The sequence below is a fragment of the Tenacibaculum sp. 190130A14a genome (assembly GCF_964048965.1).
In the GTDB taxonomy this organism is placed as follows: Bacteria; Bacteroidota; Bacteroidia; order Flavobacteriales; family Flavobacteriaceae; genus Polaribacter; species Polaribacter polynesiense.
This window is the reverse complement of the sequence record NZ_OZ040189.1, coordinates 2,613,536-2,635,841: the sequence shown is the minus strand read 5'-3', so window position 1 is coordinate 2,635,841 and position 22,306 is coordinate 2,613,536. Positions and strand designations below refer to the sequence as shown.

Here is a 22,306-nt window from a genome sequence, read left to right as displayed (position 1 = left end):
TTAAAAATTAAAGCAATGCTAAACAAAAGCATAAAATTTCTAATAGAAAACAAACTCGTAGCCATATTACTTCTCATTCTGTTTTTAGGATGGGGAACTGTAAATGCACCTTTTAACTGGGATACTGGTTTTTTACCAAGTAATCCTGTAGCCGTTGATGCTATTCCAGATATTGGAGAAAATCAACAAATAGTTTTTACTAAATGGACTGGTCGTTCTCCACAAGATATAGAAGACCAAGTTACTTACCCGTTAACCACATCATTGTTAGGAATACCAGGTGTTAAAACTATCCGTAGCTCTTCTATGCTTGGTTTTTCTAGTATCTATATCATTTTTGAAGAAGATGTTGAGTTTTACTGGAGTCGTTCACGTATTCTCGAAAAACTCAACTCGCTACCAAGTAACTTATTACCCGATGGTGTAAGTCCAACTTTAGGACCCGATGCCACAGGTTTAGGGCAAGTATATTGGTATACTTTAGAAGGTAGAGATGAAGACGGAAACGTAACAGGTGGTTGGGATTTACACGAACTACGAAGTATACAAGATTACTATGTAAAATACGCTTTATCATCGGCAAGTGGTGTTTCAGAAGTATCATCAATTGGAGGATATGTTCAAGAATATCAAATTGACGTTAACCCTGAATTAATGCGACAATACAATATTGGTTTACATCATGTTGTACAAGCTGTAAAACAGAGTAATCAAGATATTGGAGCGCAAACCATAGAAATTAATCAGGTAGAATATTTAGTGCGTGGTTTGGGGTATGTAAAATCTATAAAAGATATAGAAAATGCAGTGGTTTCATCTGCCAATTATACACCAATAAAAATTAAAGATATAGCTAAAGTTTCCCTTGGAGCAAAAACACGTAGAGGGATTTTAGATAAAGAGGGTGCAGAAGTTGTAGGAGGTGTTGTAGTGGCTCGTTATGGTGCAAATCCGTTAGAGGTAATTAATAACACCAAAGAAAAAATAAAAGAGTTAAGCGCAGGTTTGCCTTCAAAAGTATTGGCAGATGGAACCACTTCGCAGTTAACCATTGTGCCTTTTTACGATCGCTCAGAACTTATACAAGAAACACTAGGAACACTTAACGAAGCTCTGACTTTAGAAATACTCATTACCATTTTAGTAATTATTGTAATGGTATATAATTTAAGAGCTTCCATATTAATTTCCAGTTTATTACCTGTAGCAGTTTTAATGGTTTTTATAGCGATGAAAACCTTTGGTATTGATGCAAACATTGTAGCCTTATCTGGAATAGCTATTGCTATTGGAACTATGGTAGATGTGGGGGTAATTCTATCCGAAAATATTTTAAATCATTTAGAAAAAAGCAGAAATAATCTCCCAATTAATACCGTGGTTTACAATGCCACTGCCGAAGTTTCTGGCGCAATCGTTACCGCAGTAATGACTACTATTATTAGTTTTTTACCCGTATTTACTATGGTTGGTGCTGAAGGTAAATTATTTAGTCCGTTGGCTTTTACCAAAACTTTTGCACTTATTATGGCATTAGTGGTAGCGCTGTTTCTAATTCCGCCATTTGCAACTATCATTTTTAAAAGAAGAAGTACTACTAAAAAACTCTCTTATGTCATTAATGCAGCACTAATAATCTTGGGTGTTTTATCTATTTTCTTTGGGTATTGGTTAGGAATGCTTTTAATCGCTTTTGGAATTACAGGAATTTTAAAACTACAAGAAAAAGTTTCTGACAAACAAGTAAACCTTATCAATATTGTTATTGCATCGGCGGCAATTGTATTTTTATTAGCGGAACATTGGAGACCTTTAGGCGTAGGCAAAAGTTTATTGTTAAACCTATTGTTTGTAGCCATTATTTGTTTCGGATTGCTGGGTGCGTTTTCGTTATTAAGAAAATACTATGCTCAAATTTTACAATGGGCACTAGCAAACAAAATGCTCTTTTTAGCAATACCAACAACGATTACCATTCTTGGATTTTTAATATTCAAAAACACAGGTAAAGAGTTTATGCCTTCGTTAAATGAAGGATCATTTTTACTAATGCCAACCTCAATGCCACATTCTGGAGTTGAAGAAAACAAACGTGTTTTACAGCAGTTAGATATGGGTGTTGCTAGTATTCCTGAAATAAAAACAGTAGTTGGTAAAGCAGGACGAACCGATTCTGCATTAGACCCTGCTCCACTTTCAATGTATGAAAATGTAATTATTTACAAACCCGAATATGCACTTAACAGCAATGGAGAACGTCAACGCTATAAAGTAAATAACGACGGATTGTTTATGTTGAAAAATGGAGAAACGGTTGCAAATCCAAATTCAACAGATGCTACTTCTAAGATTATATTTTCTGATGTTTCTACTGATGAATTAATAGAAGATAATGACGGTGAGTTTTACCGAAACTGGCGACCTAACATTAAATCTACCGATGATATTTGGAATGAAATCGTAAAAGCTACTAAAATACCAGGTGTTACTTCTGCCCCAAAATTACAACCTATAGAGACCCGATTGGTAATGTTGCAAACAGGGATGCGTGCACCCATGGGGATAAAAGTAAAAGGACAAAATTTAAAAGAAATTGAAGCCTTTGGTGTACAACTGGAAGACATTTTAAAAGATGTTACAGGGGTTAAAAAAGAAGCTGTCTTTGCCGATAGGATTGTAGGAAAACCCTATTTATTAATTGATATTGACAGAGAAAAAATAGCACGTTATGGCATTTCTATTCAAGAGGTGCAAGATGTCTTAAAAGTTGCCGTTGGCGGTATGTCACTTACGCAAACTGTTGAGGGACGAGAACGTTATGGAGTACGTGTACGTTATCCTAGAGAATTAAGAACTAGCCCAACTGATTTACAGCAAATTTACGTGCCAGTTAACGGTGGAAGTTCTGTGCCTTTAAGTGAATTAGCAACCATTCGCTACGAGCAAGGTGCACAAGTGATTAAAAGTGAAGATACCTTTTTAATAGGTTATGTATTGTTTGATAAATTGAACGATTTTGCAGAGGTAACCGTTGTTGAAAATGCACAAAAAGCTATTCAAGAAAAAATAGATAATGGTGAACTCGTAGTTCCAAAAGGAATCAATTACCAGTTTACAGGAACGTATGAAAATCAGATACGAGCAGAGAAAACACTTTCTGTGGTGGTACCGTTAGCATTATTAATCATTTTTATCATTTTATATTTCCAATTTCGTTCTACTACTACCTCTTTAATGGTATTTACCGCAATTATTGTGGCTTTTGCTGGTGGATTTATAATGATGTGGCTTTATGGGCAATCGTGGTTTCTAAACTTTAGCGTTTTTGGACAAAACATTCGAGAATTATTCCAAATGCACCCAATAAACTTGAGTGTTGCTGTTTGGGTAGGTTTTATTGCTTTGTTTGGTATTGCTACTGATGACGGAGTGGTTATGGCAACCTATTTAAAACAAACGTTTAGTAAAAATCAGCCTACCACAAAATTAGATATACGAAAATCGGTTGTAGAAGCTGGTGAAAAACGTATCAGACCATGTTTAATGACAACGGCAACAACGGTGTTAGCATTATTGCCTGTACTAACATCTACAGGACGTGGAAGTGATATCATGATACCTATGGCAATTCCTGCTTTTGGAGGTATGATAATCGATGTTACATCCTATTTTTTACTACCTGTGTTATACAGTTTGCGAGAAGAATTTTTATTAAAAAGAAAGAAAAATAATGAAAACTAAAAATATATTATCCGTACTATTTATTCTTGTTTTTAGTTGTTTTTCCAACGCACAAGAATTACAATCACTTATTAATGAGGCATTGGCGAACAATCCTAAAATTCAAAAGTTTGAACTGCAACATGCCATTGCTTCAGAAAAAGTAAACGAAGTCAATACATTACCCAATACGCAATTTGGTATAGGTTATTTTGCAAGCGAACCAGAAACACGAACTGGAGCACAACGTTTTAAAATATCCGCAAAACAAATGCTTCCGTGGTTTGGTTCCATTACAGCACGAGAAAACTATGTGAATTCTTTAGCAGATGCTAAATATGAAGACATTGTTATTGCTAAACGTCAATTGATTACAGATGTATCTCAATCGTATTATAAATTGTACACTATTCAGGCAAAACAAGATGTACTCACAAAGAATATCGAATTGCTTAAGACGTATGAAACCTTGGCATTGACTTCTGTAGAAGTAGGAAAAGCATCTGCTGTAGATGTATTGCGATTACAAATGCGACAAAATGAACTGGAGCAGTTAAAACAAGTACTAGCACAAAAATATTTGGCTGAACAAACGGCACTCAACAAACTCTTAAATAGAGAAAGTACTACTGTTGTTGAAGTCGTTAAAGAGTTAGATATTCCTTTAGAGAAAAATGAGATTGATGTTAAAAAATTGGAACTACATCCAGAACTTAGTAAGTACGATAAACTGTACCAATCTGTTGAACAATCAGAACTGTTAAACCAAAAAGAAAGCAGCCCGATGATTGGTTTTGGTTTGGATTATATCGCTGTTTCAGAACGTCCGAATATGAATTTTTCTGATAACGGAAAAGATATTGTAATGCCAATGGTATCATTGTCAATTCCCATATTTAATAAGAAGTACAAATCTAAAACGAAGCAGCATCAATTAATGCAAGAAGAATTATTGTCTCAAAAGCAAGAACGATTAAACAAACTAGAGACATTACTTTCTAAAGCGATAAATAACAGAATTGCTTCGAGAATCAGCTATAATACGCAGACAAAAAATCTAAAACAAGCTAAAGACGCAGAAGAAATTCTAATTAAAAACTATGAAACAGGAACGATTGATTTTAATGATGTTTTAGACATTCAAGAATTGCAGTTAAAGTTTCAGATGAATCAAATAGAATCGATAAAAGACTACTTCGTACAAACAACTATTATTAACTATTTAAGTAACTAAAGACAAACATAATTTTTAAATCAAACAACAATGAAAAAAGTAAAATTAATCTTAGCAATTACATTAATGACATCTTTAAGTTTAACAGCCATGTCATGTAAGAATGGTATAAAAGAAAATACTGCTACTAATACAGAACATTCTGAGATGAATCATGATGAAATGAATGCTTCTACTGATAAGACAGTTTCTGATGCTCAAAACTCAACTGATGCTCAAAAAGTATTAACTGCTTATATGGCTCTTAAAGATGCTTTAGTAGCAACAAATGAATCTGCGGCAGCCAAAGCTGGTAAAACATTAGAAAACACATTAAAAGCATTTAAAGTGAACAACTATAGTGCAGAACAGCAGAAGGAATTAAAAGATATTATCGCTGATGCTACCGAACATGCTGAACATATTAGCAGAAGTGAAATTGGGCATCAACGTGAGCACTTTAAAGTATTGAGTAAGGATATTATAGATATGGTTGCCATAACAGGAACAGAGAATACTTTATATCAGCAGTTTTGTCCTATGTATGATGGAGGTGGTGCATGGTTAAGTATGGAAAAAAATGTAAAAAACCCTTACTATGGTAATAAAATGTTAACCTGCGGAAAGGTGCAAAAAGAAATTAACTAAATGAGAGTTGTAAAAATCATAGCACTTATTCTGTTGGTATGTTTTGTGGGTATACAATTTGTACCCACAAAACTAAACCAAAGTAGTATTGTACCCAAAAATGACTTTTTAATATTAAATAATACACCAAAAGAAATTGGAACAATATTACAAGTCTCATGCTATGATTGTCACAGTAACAACACAAAATATCCTTGGTACAATAAAATTCAACCAATAGCGTGGTTTATAGAAGATCATGTTGAAGAGGGAAAAGCAGAGTTAAATTTTAATGAGTGGGGTTCTCTTTCAAATCGAAGAAAAGTAAGTAAACTAAGGTCTATTATTAAACAGATTGAAAGTGATAAAATGCCTCTAGATTCTTACACTTTGATTCATAAGGAAGCTGAATTATCAAAATCTGAAAAGACCTTGGTTCTTGATTATATGAAAGAACTAAGAAAAAAATTAGAATAAAACTATTATTATGAAAATACTTAAATTAATTACACTAGTAACTATTCTGCTAACAAGTGTCAATTTTACTAATGCGCAGAACAGTAAGAATATGACAGATAAACAAGAGGTTATCGAAGTAATGAAGTCATACAAAAACGCTTTACAAAACTTAACAACAAAAGGTACGTTTGAGTTGTTTTCTGAAGATTCTGAAGTGTTTGAGTCAGGCGGTGTAGAAGGTTCTTATGCACATTATATAAAGCATCATCTAGGTCCAGAATTAGGGCATTTTAAAAGCTTTACTTTTTCAGATTATGAAATTGATGTGAAAGTAGATGCACCCTATGCATTTACTACAGAAACATACATCTATACTATAGCCTTAAATCCAAATGATAAGGGCAATTCTCGAACTATTAAGAAAAAAGGTGTAGCAACTTCCATTCTAAAGAAAATGGATGGCAAATGGAAAATCATCAAAACACATTCTTCTTCAAGAAATAAAAAATAAAATCATATGAGACTACGTATTCTTTTTATCCTATTATTATGCACGTTTCTTTTTGTGTCTTGTAAACAAGAAGCAAAAGAGACTAAAAAAACCAAAGAAACTTTAGAGCAACCAAAAACAGAAACTTCATCAAAGCCTTCAAAAAAAGTATTAAGTCCTCATACTTCTACTATGGCAATGATTGGTGATGCCCATATTCATATCGATTATTCATCACCTGGTGTAAGAGATAGAATAATTTTTGGAGGTTTATTAGCCTATGATAAAGTATGGCAAGCAGGAGCCCATATGGCAACATGGATAGAAACCAATAAGGGTTTAATTATTCAAGGACAAGAACTACCTAAAGGGAAATATGGTTTTTTTACAATCCCATCGAAAGATGAGTGGACAATCATTTTTAATTCTAATTGGAACCAACATGGAAAAGATGATTATGATGAGAAGGATGATATACTACGCTTTAAGGTTAAACCCGCTATTTCTGATAACATAAAAGAACATTTAGAGTACAAAGTTAGCAAGATTAGTAATGATGAAGGTAGTATTTCTCTAGCCTGGGAAAAAGTAACTGTAAGTTTTGATTTTAAGGTAAAAGAATAAAAAATGGTTAACAGACACACAGCACAAAAAATTAGAAAAACTCATCGTTATTTGGGTATTTTTATAGGTGTTCAGTTTCTATTTTGGACAATCAGTGGGCTTTATTTTAGTTGGACAAATATAGACGATATTCACGGTGACCAATTCAAGAATTCAGAGTATCAGCCTAAAACATTTAATAATCTCGTGAGCCCTTCTGAATTAAAAATTTCTGGAGGAATTAATACCATTGCTTTAAGAGATATTAATGGTCTTCCATTTTATTGGATAAACAAGAAACAATTATACAATGCTTTGGATGGTAGTCTAAAAGAAAATATTTCTGAAGAAGAAGCTTTGTACATAGCTAAAAACTACATGAAAGGTGGCTTAAAAGTAGCTTCGATTGAAAAGATTAAAGAAACAGGAAAACACCACGAATATAGAGAGCGATTATTACCTGCTTATGTAATTTCTTATGATACCGATGAAGCGCTAAAAGCATATGTATCTGTTAAGGATGGAAAGTTTCAAACCGTAAGACATCGAAGTTGGAGATGGTTCGATTTTTTATGGATGACACACACAATGGATTATGAAGGTAGAGACAACTTCAATACACTCGTATTAAGAGCCTTTTCACTTTTAGGATTAATAACCGTATTAAGTGGATTTTTATTGTGGTATACATCTTCACCATCAGTTAGAAAATTATTAAAACGAATAAAAAAATAAAGATGAAAAAATACATAATCTATTTAGGAATATTATTAGCTGGTTTGCTATTTGGCTGGTTACTTTTTGGTGGTTCATCTGAAGGTAAAACAACTCATAATCATGATGAAACTACGGCTGCAAATCAGCAATGGACTTGTTCTATGCATCCGCAAATTATGCAACCAGAACCTGGTGATTGCCCTATATGTGGTATGGATTTGATTCCTGCTGAAGCTGGAGCAGATGGATTACGTCCAGATGAATTTAAATTGTCAAAAAATGCTATGGCTTTGGCAAACGTACAAACCTCTGTTGTAGGAGATAGTGAGACAGAAGGAAATACCATAAAGTTGTCAGGAAAGATTGTAGAAAATGAAGAAGCGAATGCTGTGCAGGTCAGTTATTTTTCAGGAAGAATTGAACGATTAAATGTTAATTATGTAGGTGAAGAGGTACGTAAAGGACAGTTGCTAGCTACCATTTATTCTCCTGAATTATTTGCAGCACAACAAGAGTTAATTACCGCAGCGTCTCTAAAAGAATCACAACCTGCGTTATACCAAGCTGTACGTAGAAAATTAAAACTCTGGAAACTTTCAGAAAAGCAAATCAATCAAATTGAAAATTTAGGAAAGGTAAAAGAGAATTTTCCAGTATATGCAACAGTTTCAGGTACAGTTTCAGAAAAGTTGGTTGAAGAAGGAGCTGCTATAAAACAAGGACAACCTTTACTTAAAATAGCTAACTTAAATACTGTTTGGGCAAATTTTGATGTATATGAAAATCAAATCGATTTATTCAATAAAGGACAGGAAATTACCATAACGACGAATGCTTATCCAAATAAGAAGTTTAAAGCCAAAGTAGATTTTATAGATCCTGTTTTAAATACCAAAACCAGAACGGTAAGTCTAAGAGTTGTTTTAAAAAATTCAAAAGATACTTTTAAACCAGGAATGTTTGTTGAAGGGAGAATTGAAGTTATAAATCATGATAAGAAAGAATTACTATCGGTTCCTACTTCCGCTGTTTTATGGACTGGTGAACGTTCAGTAGTATATGTGAAAACAAGTTCTGACCAACCTGTATTTGAAATGCGTGAAGTAAAATTAGGCAATGAGATTGGAGAAAATTATGAAGTGATAAAAGGCTTGAAAAAAGGAGATGAAATTGTTACCAACGGTACATTTACTATTGATGCCGCGGCACAATTACAAGGTAAAAAATCGATGATGAACAATCAAAATACAATGGACGAACACGCAGGACATAGTATGAATGAAGCTGTTGAAAGAATAGAAGTATCTGCCAAATTTCAAAACCAACTAAAAAGTGTTTTCGAGAATTATATTCAATTAAAAGATGCTTTGGTAAAAGATGATGCTAATATTTCAAGTATATCAGCAACAACACTTCAATCTAGTTTAAACAAAGTAGATATGAAATTGTTGAAAGACGAGAGCGCACACAGTCATTGGATGCCGTTGGAGAAAGAAATTAAATCTGCTGCGAAATCCATTTCAAGTATTTCAGATATTAAAAAACAAAGAGATCATTTTAAGCATTTATCGACACATCTTACAAAGGCAGTGCAATTATTTGGTGTTAATCAAAAAATATATCATCAATTCTGCCCTATGGCAAATAACAACAAAGGAGCTTACTGGTTAAGTCTTGAGGAAAAAGTATTAAACCCCTATTTCGGAGATGCGATGTTAAGGTGTGGAGAAGTTAAAGAAACAATAGAATAATAATTAATAAAATAAAGATAATGAAAAAAGTAATTTTAAGTGTAGCAGTAGTAGTTTCAGTACTATTTACTAGCTGTAAAAACGAAGCAAAAAAAGAAACTAAGGATTCGCCTAAAATAGAAGCCGTTAAAACTATTGCAATGACCAATACTAGTTTTGGAGTTAGAGGAAATTGTGGTATGTGTAAAAACACCATAGAAAAAGCTGCTAATGGAGTAGCTGGTGTTACTAGTGCAGTTTGGGATAGAAACAAAAAGAAAATTGATGTGTCTTTTGATGAATCAAAGACTAACGTCATGGCAATTCATAATGCTATTGCCGCATCTGGTTATGATACTGAAAAAGTAGCAGGGAATGAAGAAGCATATAACGGCTTACCAGGATGTTGCAAATATGATCATAGTATGCAAATGAATCAATCTGGAGAGAACAGTTCTGATGACCATTCTAATCACGATCATTAAGAAAACATAGCTTCCGAAAACATTAAAATATATTTTCGGAAGCAATCAATTAGATATCTAAAACAACAAAAATAATGAATACTATTCTTTACATAAAAAATATGGTGTGTCCTCGCTGTATTAAAGTTATTACTGATGAGTTAACTAAAAACCAGATAAATTTTGATGAGGTTAATTTGGGGAGTATTCATTTTAAAGAAACAGTAGACGAAACTACTCTACATCAAATAAAACAAATACTTAAAAAAGAAGGGTTTGAGCTCTTAAAAAATAAGGATAGGCAACTTATAAATAAAATAAAATCAATTCTTATAGAACAAATTCATCATAGTAATACTAAAGTAACACAAAACATTTCTACAATATTAACAGATGCCATTGGTATGGATTATACTAATCTTAGCAAACTGTTTTCTGAAACTGAAAGGACAACTATTGAAAAATATATTATTCATCTAAAAATAGAAAAGGTTAAGGAGTTGCTAAAATATGGTGAGCTAAATCTATCGCAAATATCCTACGATTTAAATTATAGCAGTCCTCAACATTTATCAAGACAATTTAAACAAGTTACAGGGCTAACCCCTACGCAATTTAAAGCTTTTGGTAAAAGAAATACACTTGATAAACTTAATAATGACAATGGTTTATAACTGTTTTCATTCTTTTTCAGATTGATTTAATGAAGATGTTATTATGAAAACGGTAATAATAAGTTTAGTTGTTTTTTTTTCATACAAGTTCCTTTTGCGTATATTATTTAGTCTTATAAACTATATAAAGAAACGAATAGAAAAAGAATCGAAATAATAAAAATAACCTTAGTCTTTAAAAAAATATAACGAAGTACAATTGATACAAATTAACCATAATTATACACGATAAGGGTTCTGTTTTATAAGAAATTCGTGAAACAAAATATTCAAAATATGAAATCAGTAGTTTTAAATTTAATCGCATTTCTTTTTGTAATTAATATAATAGCACAAGAAAAAATAATACCTGAAATTTCAGGAAACACGGTTACTTATCGCATTACCATAGATGAAAAAATGGTAAACTTCACAGGGAAAGAAGTTGAAGCAATGGCAGTAAACAATTCCATTCCAGCACCAACCTTGACTTTTACCGAAGGGCAAAACGCTGTTATCTACGTTACTAACAACATGAAGGTCGAAACCTCTGTGCATTGGCACGGATTGATTTTACCTAATTTTCAAGATGGTGTGCCCTATCTCAATTCGCCACCTATTCTTCCAGGGAAAACCCACAAATTCGAATTTCCACTTACACATTCAGGAACGTATTGGTATCATTCACATACAGGTTTACAAGAACAGCGAGGAGTATATGGTGCTATTATGATAAAGCCAAAAAAACAAAAACTCGATTACGATTATGACCTGACCTTGGTATTGTCTGACTGGACAGACGAAAAGCCATATAGCGTACTTAAAAACCTAAAACGAAATAATGAGTGGTATGCTATTAAACGTAAGACTAATGTTTCTTTAGCCAATGCCATTGCTAACAATGCGCTTGGCGCTCAATTAAAGTTATGGAGCAAGCGAATGCCAGGAGTAGATATTTCCGATGTGGCTTTTGATGCTTTTCTTATTAATGGAAAACCAGCACCTACTTATCCACAATTCAAAGCGGGTGATAAAGTACGTATTAGAATGGTTAACTCTTCGGCTGCTACCTATTTTTGGATTACCATTGGCGGAAAACAAATGCTTATTGCCAGTGATGGTGTAGATGTAGTTCCTGTTCATAGAGACAAGGTATTACACGCCATTGCAGAAACGTATGATTATATCGTAACAATTCCCGAAAGTGGTGCCGTAGAAGTAAGAGCTACTGCTCAAGATGGTTCTGGATTCACATCTGCAATATTAGGAAGCGGTACTATAGAAAAGGCTAAGGTATTACCCCCTGTAGATTACATAAAGATGCTTAAACAAATGGGTAATATGAAGATGGGAGGTTCTATGAAAATGGATGAAAAAATGTCTATGAAAAAAGAGATGGAAATGGAAGAAATGCTTATGCATAAAAAAGATTCGATGCCAAAAATGAAGATGAATGACAAGCATCAACATCATAAAATGGATATGATGAAATCAGATTCCACAAAAATGAAAGGAATGAATATGCAGATGAACAAGGAGTTTTCGTATGATTATTTAAAATCACCTGTAAAAACAACCATTCATTCCGAGTTGCCGACCAATGAAATCACACTTAATCTTACTGGAAATATGTTGCGTTATGTGTGGAGTTTAAATGGCAAAGTCCTTTCCGAAGTTGATAAAATAAAAATAAAACGAGGTGAAAAAGCACGTATTACCCTTAATAACAAAACAATGATGCATCATCCAATGCATTTACATGGACATTTTTTTAGGGTTGTCAATGCCAATGGTGAATATTCACCATTAAAGCACACAGTAAATGTACCGCCAATGGGAAGCGTTACTATCGAATTTGATGCTAATGAAACTGGAGATTGGTTTTTCCATTGTCATATCTTGTATCACGCCAAAGCTGGTATGGCACGTATTTTTAGTTATGGTGATCCGCGCGATCCTCGAATGGCAAACTATCCATTAAAACAACTTACCAAAGCAGATCAAAAAATCTATACTTGGGGAGAAACTACTGTGGCAAGTCATATGGCTTCATTAGAATTAGTAGCAACTAACACCTACAACCAATTTAATGTCGATGCACAATACGGTTGGAATAAAAATGTAGAAATTGGTGCCGATTATGAACGCTATCTCGGAACATTTTTTAGAGCATACATCGGAATAGAAGCCGAAAACGAAGTTGAAGATTCTTTAGATGAAATCACAACTGTTGGACGAGCTGGTGTACGTTGGTTATTACCTTTCTTTATTGATAGCGATTTAGGTATCGACACACAGCTACGTCCTCAAATTCAGTTTTCAACTGCAATTCCAATATTTAATCGCGTAGAGTTACAAGGAATGTGGCAAATGCAAGCCGATTTTGGTTGGAAAAATGACTTACCAGCAGATACAAACTGGGAACGTGAATATATTTGGAGCGTTGGTGCAGAGTATATTTTAGGACAGTATTTTTCATTATCAGCAAGTTATGACAATCGTTTTGGAGCTGGTGGCGGATTGACAGTTAGGTTTTAAATAAAAAAGAATTATGGAAAATATAGATAAAATCAACATCAAATTAAAAGACCTAAAAAGCTGTTATAGAATCATTGCTTTGGGGTTAATTATCATTTGTATTGCGTTCACATTGGACTTTCTCAATAATCTATCAACAAACCCAATACAATTTATTAAACAAATGGGGATGCCAACACGATTTTTAGGGCTCGGAATTTTACTATTCGGGGTTGGACGTCATTTGCATTTATTGCATTTGAATGTATTAAAAATGAACCAAGAAAAAATGAAAATGTAATGAAGCATACTTATAAAATAACAGGAATGACCTGTAATGGTTGTAGAACTAAAGTTGAAAAAACCTTAAATAGTATTGAAGGCATTATAAATGCACAAGTAAGTTTACCAGATAGCGCTACCATAGAAATGGAGCAACATGTTACTACAGAAACTATGCAAGAAGTATTAGCTGAAGCAGGGAACTATACTATTGAAATGACACATCATACTCCTAAAAAAGAAGGAGAAAACAAAGGAGACTCTTGTTGTGGTGGAAATGCTAAAGCTACTGAGTCACATCAAAATAAAACAGAAGAAAAAACCGCTTCATGTTGTAGTACTGGACACAGCACAAGTAAGTATCATCAACATGGTAATGAACACAATCACCCTACACCAACATTAGGTCCAGAAGCTGCTGGAAAATATCATTGCCCTATGCACTGTGAAGGTTCTAAAGTGTATGATAAACCTGGTGATTGTCCTGTTTGTGGAATGAATTTGGAAAAAATTCCAGAGCTGATGCCTAAAAGTGTACAGTTTACCTGTCCAATGCATCCGGAAATTGTTAAAGACGAATTTGGTTCATGTCCAATTTGTGGTATGGATTTAGTACCAATGGAACACAGTGATAATGAAGAAGATGCTATTTATCAAAAACTACTTAAAAAGTTTAAAGTAGCGGTAGCTTTTACCATTCCTATTTTCATTATTGCCATGTCAGAAATGGTATCTAACAATCCGTTATATAACATTTTAGATCAAAAAATGTGGAACTGGGTTCAGTTAGTATTATCCATTCCTGTTGTTTTTTATGCAACTTGGATGTTCTTTGAAAAAGCATGGAAGTCTATAAAAACACGTAACCTAAATATGTTTACCTTAATTGGTATTGGCGCAGGTATTGCGTGGGTATTTAGTGTATTTGCTATGCTATTTCCTGATATTTTTCCAGCGCAATTTAAAACACCTCACGGTAATGTATTTGTATATTTTGAAGCTACTACAGTTATATTGACCTTAGTGTTATTAGGGCAATTACTGGAAGCAAGAGCACATAGTCAAACTAGTGGAGCTATTAAAGAGTTACTAAAGTTAGTGCCTTCAACAGCCACTCTATTGGTAAACGGTGAAGAAAAAATTATTGCTATTGATAAAATTCAACAAGGCGATTTATTACGTGTAAAACCAGGAGATAAGATTCCTGTTGATGGAGTAATTAACGAAGGGGTAAGTAGTATTGATGAATCTATGATTACTGGTGAACCAATTCCTGTAGATAAAAAGCAAGGTGATAAAGTAAGTTCAGGAACTATTAATGGTACAAAATCTTTTGTGATGGAAGCCCAAAAAGTAGGTTCTGAAACTTTGCTATCTCAAATTATCACAATGGTAAATAATGCGAGTCGTTCAAAAGCACCAATGCAAAAGTTAGCAGATAAAATCTCAAAATATTTTGTACCTATCGTATTGGTGGTTGCTGTACTTACATTTATTGTTTGGGCTATTTTTGGACCTGAACCAGCTTATGTATTTGCCTTTGTAAATGCCATAGCTGTGTTGATTATTGCGTGTCCTTGTGCCTTAGGATTAGCCACACCGATGTCTGTAATGGTTGGTATTGGACGTGGAGCACAATCAGGTGTTTTGATTAAAAACGCTGAAGCTCTTGAAAAAATGGAGAAGGTTGATACCTTAATTGTAGATAAAACGGGAACCATTACTGAAGGGAAACCGTCTGTAGAAAAAGTTATATCAATTTCAGAAAAAATCTCTGAAACTGATTTAACTCAAAAGATAGCATCATTGAATCAATATAGTGAACATCCGTTGGCAGAAGCTGTGGTTAAATTTGCCAAAGAAAAAAACATAAAGGATGTTGATGTTCCAGATTTTGAAGCTGTAAAAGGTAAAGGAGTTATTGGAACTATAGACGGACATCAAGTGTCTTTAGGTAATGATAAATTGTTACATCAGTTTAATATTGAGCTTTCTAATAACTTGTTAGAACAAGCTAAAGCAGAACAACAACAAGGTAAAACGGTTTCATACATTGCTATCGGTAAAGAAGCCGTTGGTTATGTTACTATTTTTGATGCCATTAAGAAAACAAGTGAGGAAGCTATTAAAACTTTACAAGCAAAAGGTATTGAAGTGATAATGCTTACAGGTGATAATAAAAATACTGCTCAAGCAGTTGCGGAAAAATTACAGTTAAAACATTTTAAAGCAGAATGCTTACCAGAGGATAAACTTAAAGAAATTGAGTTATTACAAGCGCAAGGTAAAATTGTAGCAATGGCTGGTGATGGAATTAATGATGCACCTGCATTAGCACAATCGGATGTTGGAATCGCTATGGGAACAGGAACAGATGTTGCTATAGAAAGTGCTTCTATTACCTTGGTAAAAGGTGATTTACAAGGTATTGTAAAAGCTAAAAACCTAAGTCATAAAGTTGTGCAAAACATTAAGCAAAATCTATTTTTTGCATTTATCTATAATGTTTTAGGTGTTCCCGTTGCTGCAGGAGTTTTATTTCCAATCTTCGGCATATTATTATCACCTATGATTGCCGCACTAGCTATGAGTTTTAGCTCTGTGTCTGTAATCGGGAATGCGTTGCGATTGCGAAATGTAAAAATTTAATTTTGTAGAACAGAAAGACTTTTAACCAACTATGTGCGCCCAATCATAATCGTTATTGAATTTTGCAGTACTTTGAACGTGGTAGTTTTCCATTATTGCAAACTAAATGAAAATCAACCTTAATAATTTAAAGAAACCTTAACAGTTAATAACATAACTAAATTGTAAACTTTGTATCTTTGCCTAAGTTTATGAAGCATCTAATAATCTATATATTAACATTTTTATTGATGTCGCCACCGCTATTGGCGCATAATGATGTTATTATATATGAAGATGATATCGAGCAACATATTGATGTTGATCATGAACATGAAGAAGAGCATCATCAAAATGATAATGATGAAGATAAGAATAAGGAGCACCACCATCATTGTTCCATAGAATTCTCTTCAATTTTGGCTATTTCTTTTCCATTAAACCAACTTCAAATAGTTGTTGCTTCTTCTGAAAAAACTTTAATAAGTTTTTATCAATCAATTTACAATTCTTCTTATTTAGACGGTATTTTCCAACCACCTCGGGTTTAGAGTTACTAGTATTAAGTTATTCTGAATTTATTTCAGAAACTCATTTTAATGCATCTTTTCATTAGAAAAGATGTCTACTAATTAATATAAATAGTAACAAAATTCATCATTATGTTGGATAATATTATAAAATTTTCGATTAAAAATAAATTGATTATTGGAACATTGGTATTTGCTTTAATAGGCTGGGGAATCTATTCTGCAAAACAATTACCAATAGATGCTTTACCAGACATTACCAATAATCAGGTACAAATTATAACTTCAGCCCCTTCTCAATCAGCTCAAGATATTGAGCGTTTGGTTACATTTCCAGTTGAAATGACTATGTCTAATATACCAGATGTAGAAGAAATACGTTCATTTTCGCGCTTTGGGTTGAGTGTGGTAACTGTCGTCTTTAAGGATAACATTGATATTTATTGGGCACGTCAACAAATCAGTGAACGTCTCATAGAAGCAAAAAACCAAATTCCATCTGGTATTGGTACACCAGAAATGATGCCTGTAACAACAGGATTGGGTGAAATTTATCAATATACTTTATATGCTAAAAAAGGTTATGAGAAACAATACGATGCTATGGAGTTACGCTCTATTCAAGATTGGATTGTCCGTCGTCAATTATTGGGGTTAGAAGGTGTTGCAGATGTAAGTAGTTTTGGAGGATATCTTAAGCAATACGAAGTTGCACTAATACCAGAGCGTCTATCTGCCTTAAATATAAGTATAAGTGACGTGTTTAGTGCCTTGTCAAAAAACAATCAAAATACAGGAGGAGCATATATTGACAAAAACCCAAAGGCCTATTTTATACGTAGTGAAGGTTTGATAAAAACGTTAGACGATATTAAAAATATTGTTGTAACGAATACTCAAAACGGCACCCCTGTTTTAATTAGAGACATAGGAAAAGTACAATTTGGTAACGCCATTCGTTATGGTGCTATGACTAGAAATGGTGAGGGTGAAGTTGTTGGTGCTATTGTAATGATGTTAAAAGGAGCTAACTCATCTAAAGTAATAAAAAACGTAAAAGAGCGTATTTCTCAAATTGAAAAAAGTCTTCCTGAAGGTGTTGAAATTCGCCCATTTTTAGATAGAACAAAATTAGTAAATAAAGCTATTAAAACAGTTTCAACAAACTTAATTGAAGGAGCTCTAATTGTAATTTTCATCTTGGTTTTACTTCTTGGAAATTTAAGAGCCAGTTTAATAGTTGCCTCGGTTATTCCTTTATCCATGTTGTTCGCAATAAGCTTAATGAATTTATTCGGTGTATCAGGAAATCTAATGAGTTTAGGTGCAATTGATTTTGGGATTATAGTTGACGGATCTGTTATCATTGTTGAAGCTACTTTACATCATCTGGGATTGCGAAAATCAGGTACATTACTCTCTCAATCTCAAATGGACGATGAAGTGTATCAATCAGCCTCAAAAATTAGAACGAGTGCGGCATTTGGAGAAATTATAATCTTAATAGTGTACTTGCCAATTTTAGCTTTAGTAGGTATCGAAGGAAAAATGTTCAAACCAATGGCAATGACCGTTAGCTTTGCTATACTTGGAGCATTTATTTTATCACTAACATACGTGCCAATGATTAGTGCACTTTTTTTAAAGAAGAAGTTAGTTGATAAAAAGAACTTTTCAGATAAAATTATCGAATCAATTCAAAAGGTTTACGAACCAATATTAAATTTTGTACTTACTAATGCTACCAAAGTAATTATTGCTACACTTTTAATCTTTTCGTTTAGCATTTTTACGTTTACTAAAATGGGCTCAGAATTTATACCTACACTAGATGAAGGAGATTTTGCTGCACAAATGATGGTAAGTACAGGAAGTAGTGTATCTCATACTATTAAATCATCTGAAAAGGCAGAACAAATTTTATTACGAGAGTTTCCAGATGAAGTTATAGAAGTTGTGGGAAAAATAGGTTCTTCTGAAATACCAACTGATCCAATGCCTATTGAAGCGGCAGATATAATGATTATCCTTTCTGAACCAGACCATTGGACTAAAGCAAATTCCAAAGAAGAATTGGCTCAAAAAATGCAGGAAAAACTTGAAGAAAATATGGTGGGAGTAACCTTTGGTTTTCAACAACCCATACAAATGCGTTTTAACGAATTGATGACTGGTGCACGACAAGATGTTGTATTAAAAGTTTATGGAGAAGATCTAGACAAATTAATTTCTTATGGAAATAAGATTGCGAAAATAATTCCAACTGTTCAAGGTGCTGAAGATTTATATGTTGAAAAGGTTGGTGGATTACAACAAATCGTAATTGACTATAAAAGAGAACAGCTAGCACGTTACGGATTAGCTATTCAAGATGTAAATACTGCTATTAATGCAGCTTTTGCAGGACAAAATGCAGGAACAGTATATGAAGGTGAAAAGCGATACGATTTAGTTGTAAGATTACAAAAATCTAGTCGCAATAGTATAGAGGATATTAAAAAACTCTATGTTACAATGCCTAATGGCATGCAAATTCCATTAGCAAGTGTTGCAGAGATAAGTTTTAAAACAGGCCCGAATCAAATTCAAAGAGACGATGCCAAACGTCGATTAACTGTCGGGTTTAATGTACGTGGACGTGATGTGGCTAGTATAGTTTCTGAAGTAAAAAAGAACATTGAAGAGAAAGTTCAATTTGATGCAGGCTACTATGTAACCTATGGAGGTACGTTTAAAAATTTAGAAGAAGCACGTACAAGATTAGGAATTGCCGTACCTGTGGCCTTATTACTTATTTTTATGTTACTGTATATTACGTTTAAGTCGGTAAAACAGAGCTTACTTATTTTTATGGCAATTCCTATGTCGGCCATTGGCGGAATATTTGCATTATGGTTGAGAGATATGCCTTTTAGTATCTCGGCAGGAATAGGGTTTATTGCGCTATTTGGTGTTGCTGTTTTAAATGGTATTGTACTTATTGCTGAATTTAATCGCCTCAAAAAAGACGGAATGACTAACGTTGTCGATGTGATTAAAAAAGGAACATCAGTACGTTTACGCCCTGTTATAATGACTGCTTTGGTAGCATCTGTTGGTTTCTTACCAATGGCTTTAGCCACATCAGCAGGAGCGGAAGTACAAAAACCATTAGCTACTGTAGTTATTGGCGGTTTAGTTTCAGCTACTTTATTAACCTTGTTGATTTTGCCAATTTTATATATGTTTTTTGAAACTAAATCGATTAAAAAACCGAATAAAAATACAATAACTGTAGCTCTATTTTTCTTAGGTATTTCATTTGCCAGTGCGCAACAATCTACCAATGTTTTAACTGAAAAAGAGGCTATCGAATTAGCATTAGCGAAGTCAGTTACATTAAAAAAGGCCACATTAAATATTGAAAAGCAGAAGACTAACATTGGCGGAGCGATAGTATTAGAACCCTTATCAGTTAACTATCAAACTGTGGGAATTGCACCCAATGCAGATGAAAAAGAATGGAGTATAAATCAAAATTTTGGTTCTATTTTATCACATATTAATAGACAAAAACTAGCTAAAACACAAACAGAGTTTGCAAAGCTAAATGCAGATATATCCCAAAGACAAGCTGTTTTAAATGTTCGATATTTATACCAGCAATGGCATTATTTATATGCCTTAAAATCCTTGATGGAAGAACAGCAAAAAAATGTAAATGCTATAAAAAGCATCTCAAATAAGCTACATGAATCAGGAGAAATAGGTGGATTAGAAAATGATGTTACTATTCTACAATCCTTGGGTGTACAGTCACAAAAAAGTAATGTATATAAGCAGTTTATTAATATAGAAAATCAGTTAAAATTCTTATTGCAATTAGATAACAAAATTGTGCCAGAAAAAGAATTTCCAAAACCATTACCATTACCAACTATAGAAAGCAATTCGACAATGTTTTTAGATGCTATTAATAAAAGTAATGAAGTGGCAGATAAAAAAGTTGCAGTAGCTAAATCCATATATTTTCCAGAAGTTACTGCTGGGATTATTAATAGGAAAGAAGGAAATGCTAACGCATATACAGGTTTTAGAGTAGGCTTAAATATTCCTTTACCGTTTGGAGTTAATAAAGCAAAAATCAAAAAGCAAAAAATCATAAGAGAAGAGATTGCTTTTGAAAATGAAGCGAAAAAAGTAGCCTTAAAAAATAATAGTAGCAGTTTGCAATTGCAGGTTGTACAGTTACAATCAGAATTAGAAAGCATCAAAAGCACAACCGAACAGGCCCAAAAGTTCATTATAAAATTAGAAACGGCTTATAAAGCGGGCGAAATAGATGCTTATCAATACAATCAGAGCTTTAATGCTTATTTTCAAGTAATGCAAAACTATTTACAATTAGTAAACACCTATAATAAAACAGTTATAGAATATGAATTCTACAACAAAATATTAAACAAATGAAAAGAATAATAATATTATTTATGGTAATTGCAGCTGTAATAAGCTGTAAATCAAAACATGAAGATGATCACGATCATGAAAAAGAACAATCCAGAATTGTAAAGTCTGAAGAGGATAAAGGTGATTCGGAAGAACATTCAGAAAATGAAATTCACTTAAACGCCACTCAAATAAAATCGGCAAACATACAAACCGATAGTATTCGTGAACGAAATATTCGTGAGCGCATTGAAGTTACTGGGAGTATTGAAGTGCCTCCACAAAGTAAAGCAACTGTATATGCTCCATTAGAGGCCTTTGTTTTTAAAACAGATTTGTTGCCAGGAGATAAAGTTCATAAAGGACAAACAGTAGCAATTTTACAGCACCCTAATTTTACCGATTTACAATACAATTACTTAGAAGCAATAAACAAACATTCTTTAGCAAAGTCCGAATATGATAGAAAGAAGATGTTATTTGAAAAAGACATTGCTTCAAAAAAGTCGTTCCAAATGGCTCAAAGTGTGTACCTATCTGCAAAAAGTTTAGTAGACAGTTATGCATCACAACTGAAAATGGCAGGAATTTCACCAACTATTGTTAGAAATAGTGGTATACAACAATATGTTTATGTAAAAGCACCAATTTCTGGTTACGTTGTAGAGAACAACCTAAATAAAGGAAAGTTTTTAGAAGCAAATTCGGAAATGATGGAGATTATAGATAACGATCATAAACATGCTGAACTAAATGTATTTGGTTCTGATATATCAAGATTAAAGATTAAAGATGAGTTTGTATTTAAACCTAATGGTATAGATAGAGAATATAACGGTTATATTAAATTGATTAGTCAAAAAGTTAATGACCAAACAAAAACTGTTAATGTTCATGGGCATTTCGAAGATGAACAACAATTACTAAGAGCGGGTACATTTATAAATGCTGAAATTTTGTTAGGTGGAGAAAATAAGACCACAGTACCAGAAGAAGCAATTGTAGATATTGAAGGTGAAAAGTTTATATTCATGGCTGAAAGTAATGAGGAATTTATTCCATTAGAAGTCACGATTGGAAGTACCGATAATGGGTTTACAGAATTAAAAACTATTCAAGAAAATAACTTTAACATTAATATAGTAACCAGCGGGGCACATTTTTTAAAAGGTGAATTACTTAAAAAAGCTGGAGGAATGGAAGGACATGCGCATTAGCAGAATAGTCGATACCATTTATATAAGA

At 33.2% G+C, this 22,306-nt stretch carries 15 protein-coding genes; all 15 read left to right on the top strand.

Going from position 1 to position 22,306, the window contains the following annotated elements; all coding sequences use genetic code 11:
- Nucleotides 1-15: 15 nt before the first annotated feature.
- The 15 genes from ABNT22_RS12385 (at nucleotide 16) to ABNT22_RS12315 (ending at nucleotide 22,278) form a co-directional block, all read left to right on the top strand.
- On the top strand, nucleotides 16-3,741 hold the full coding sequence (locus ABNT22_RS12385; protein WP_348718375.1) for an efflux RND transporter permease subunit: 3,726 nt from the start codon (nucleotides 16-18) through the stop codon (nucleotides 3,739-3,741).
- Entirely contained in the window at nucleotides 3,731-4,954 is a 1,224-nt protein-coding gene (locus ABNT22_RS12380; protein WP_348718376.1) for a TolC family protein, read from the top strand. Before ABNT22_RS12385 ends, ABNT22_RS12380 begins: the two co-directional genes overlap by 11 nt.
- Before the next feature lie 30 nt (nucleotides 4,955-4,984).
- Nucleotides 4,985-5,581 carry a DUF3347 domain-containing protein gene (locus ABNT22_RS12375; protein ID WP_348718377.1) on the top strand — a complete coding sequence of 199 codons (597 nt, stop codon included), beginning with the start codon at nucleotides 4,985-4,987 and terminating at the stop codon, nucleotides 5,579-5,581.
- Nucleotides 5,582-6,037, top strand: a complete 456-nt coding sequence (locus ABNT22_RS12370; protein WP_348718378.1) for a heme-binding domain-containing protein — start codon at nucleotides 5,582-5,584, stop codon at nucleotides 6,035-6,037.
- A 10-nt stretch (nucleotides 6,038-6,047) separates the two neighbouring features.
- Nucleotides 6,048-6,530: a nuclear transport factor 2 family protein gene (locus ABNT22_RS12365; RefSeq protein WP_348718379.1), complete on the top strand. Its 483-nt coding sequence runs from the start codon at nucleotides 6,048-6,050 to the stop codon at nucleotides 6,528-6,530.
- A gap of 6 nt (nucleotides 6,531-6,536) precedes the next feature.
- Nucleotides 6,537-7,133, top strand: a complete 597-nt coding sequence (locus ABNT22_RS12360) for a DUF2911 domain-containing protein (RefSeq protein WP_348718380.1) — start codon at nucleotides 6,537-6,539, stop codon at nucleotides 7,131-7,133.
- A gap of 3 nt (nucleotides 7,134-7,136) precedes the next feature.
- A complete protein-coding gene (locus ABNT22_RS12355; protein ID WP_348718381.1) occupies nucleotides 7,137-7,847 on the top strand; it encodes a PepSY domain-containing protein in 711 nt (236 codons plus the stop codon).
- A 2-nt stretch (nucleotides 7,848-7,849) separates the two neighbouring features.
- The gene (locus tag ABNT22_RS12350; protein ID WP_348718382.1) at nucleotides 7,850-9,580 is read left to right on the top strand and encodes an efflux RND transporter periplasmic adaptor subunit; all 1,731 of its coding nucleotides are present in this window, start codon (nucleotides 7,850-7,852) and stop codon (nucleotides 9,578-9,580) included.
- Nucleotides 9,581-9,600: 20 nt separating this feature from the next.
- Nucleotides 9,601-10,044: a heavy-metal-associated domain-containing protein gene (locus ABNT22_RS12345; RefSeq protein WP_348718383.1), complete on the top strand. Its 444-nt coding sequence runs from the start codon at nucleotides 9,601-9,603 to the stop codon at nucleotides 10,042-10,044.
- Between the two features lie 74 nt (nucleotides 10,045-10,118).
- Nucleotides 10,119-10,697: an AraC family transcriptional regulator gene (locus ABNT22_RS12340; RefSeq protein WP_348718384.1), complete on the top strand. Its 579-nt coding sequence runs from the start codon at nucleotides 10,119-10,121 to the stop codon at nucleotides 10,695-10,697.
- Between the two features lie 276 nt (nucleotides 10,698-10,973).
- Complete coding sequence (locus ABNT22_RS12335) at nucleotides 10,974-13,214, top strand: multicopper oxidase domain-containing protein (protein WP_348718386.1); 2,241 nt, start codon at nucleotides 10,974-10,976, stop codon at nucleotides 13,212-13,214.
- A 279-nt stretch (nucleotides 13,215-13,493) separates the two neighbouring features.
- Nucleotides 13,494-16,124 carry a heavy metal translocating P-type ATPase gene (locus ABNT22_RS12330; RefSeq protein ID WP_348718388.1) on the top strand — a complete coding sequence of 877 codons (2,631 nt, stop codon included), beginning with the start codon at nucleotides 13,494-13,496 and terminating at the stop codon, nucleotides 16,122-16,124.
- A 230-nt stretch (nucleotides 16,125-16,354) separates the two neighbouring features.
- Nucleotides 16,355-16,654, top strand: coding sequence for a hypothetical protein (locus ABNT22_RS12325; protein WP_299009075.1), 300 nt, complete (start codon nucleotides 16,355-16,357; stop codon nucleotides 16,652-16,654).
- A 111-nt stretch (nucleotides 16,655-16,765) separates the two neighbouring features.
- Nucleotides 16,766-21,082 (top strand): CusA/CzcA family heavy metal efflux RND transporter, encoded by a 4,317-nt coding sequence (locus ABNT22_RS12320; RefSeq protein ID WP_348718390.1) that lies wholly within the window; start codon nucleotides 16,766-16,768, stop codon nucleotides 21,080-21,082.
- Nucleotides 21,079-22,278, top strand: coding sequence for an efflux RND transporter periplasmic adaptor subunit (locus ABNT22_RS12315; RefSeq protein ID WP_348718391.1), 1,200 nt, complete (start codon nucleotides 21,079-21,081; stop codon nucleotides 22,276-22,278). Before ABNT22_RS12320 ends, ABNT22_RS12315 begins: the two co-directional genes overlap by 4 nt.
- The last annotated feature ends 28 nt before the right edge of the window (nucleotides 22,279-22,306 follow it).

Coding starts and splice junctions, on each gene's coding strand:
- ABNT22_RS12385 (WP_348718375.1), top strand. CDS start 16: ATGCTAAACAAAAGCATAAAATTTCTAATAGAAAACAAACTCGTAGCC.
- ABNT22_RS12380 (WP_348718376.1), top strand. CDS start 3,731: ATGAAAACTAAAAATATATTATCCGTACTATTTATTCTTGTTTTTAGT.
- ABNT22_RS12375 (WP_348718377.1), top strand. CDS start 4,985: ATGAAAAAAGTAAAATTAATCTTAGCAATTACATTAATGACATCTTTA.
- ABNT22_RS12370 (WP_348718378.1), top strand. CDS start 5,582: ATGAGAGTTGTAAAAATCATAGCACTTATTCTGTTGGTATGTTTTGTG.
- ABNT22_RS12365 (WP_348718379.1), top strand. CDS start 6,048: ATGAAAATACTTAAATTAATTACACTAGTAACTATTCTGCTAACAAGT.
- ABNT22_RS12360 (WP_348718380.1), top strand. CDS start 6,537: ATGAGACTACGTATTCTTTTTATCCTATTATTATGCACGTTTCTTTTT.
- ABNT22_RS12355 (WP_348718381.1), top strand. CDS start 7,137: ATGGTTAACAGACACACAGCACAAAAAATTAGAAAAACTCATCGTTAT.
- ABNT22_RS12350 (WP_348718382.1), top strand. CDS start 7,850: ATGAAAAAATACATAATCTATTTAGGAATATTATTAGCTGGTTTGCTA.
- ABNT22_RS12345 (WP_348718383.1), top strand. CDS start 9,601: ATGAAAAAAGTAATTTTAAGTGTAGCAGTAGTAGTTTCAGTACTATTT.
- ABNT22_RS12340 (WP_348718384.1), top strand. CDS start 10,119: ATGAATACTATTCTTTACATAAAAAATATGGTGTGTCCTCGCTGTATT.
- ABNT22_RS12335 (WP_348718386.1), top strand. CDS start 10,974: ATGAAATCAGTAGTTTTAAATTTAATCGCATTTCTTTTTGTAATTAAT.
- ABNT22_RS12330 (WP_348718388.1), top strand. CDS start 13,494: ATGAAGCATACTTATAAAATAACAGGAATGACCTGTAATGGTTGTAGA.
- ABNT22_RS12325 (WP_299009075.1), top strand. CDS start 16,355: ATGTCGCCACCGCTATTGGCGCATAATGATGTTATTATATATGAAGAT.
- ABNT22_RS12320 (WP_348718390.1), top strand. CDS start 16,766: ATGTTGGATAATATTATAAAATTTTCGATTAAAAATAAATTGATTATT.
- ABNT22_RS12315 (WP_348718391.1), top strand. CDS start 21,079: ATGAAAAGAATAATAATATTATTTATGGTAATTGCAGCTGTAATAAGC.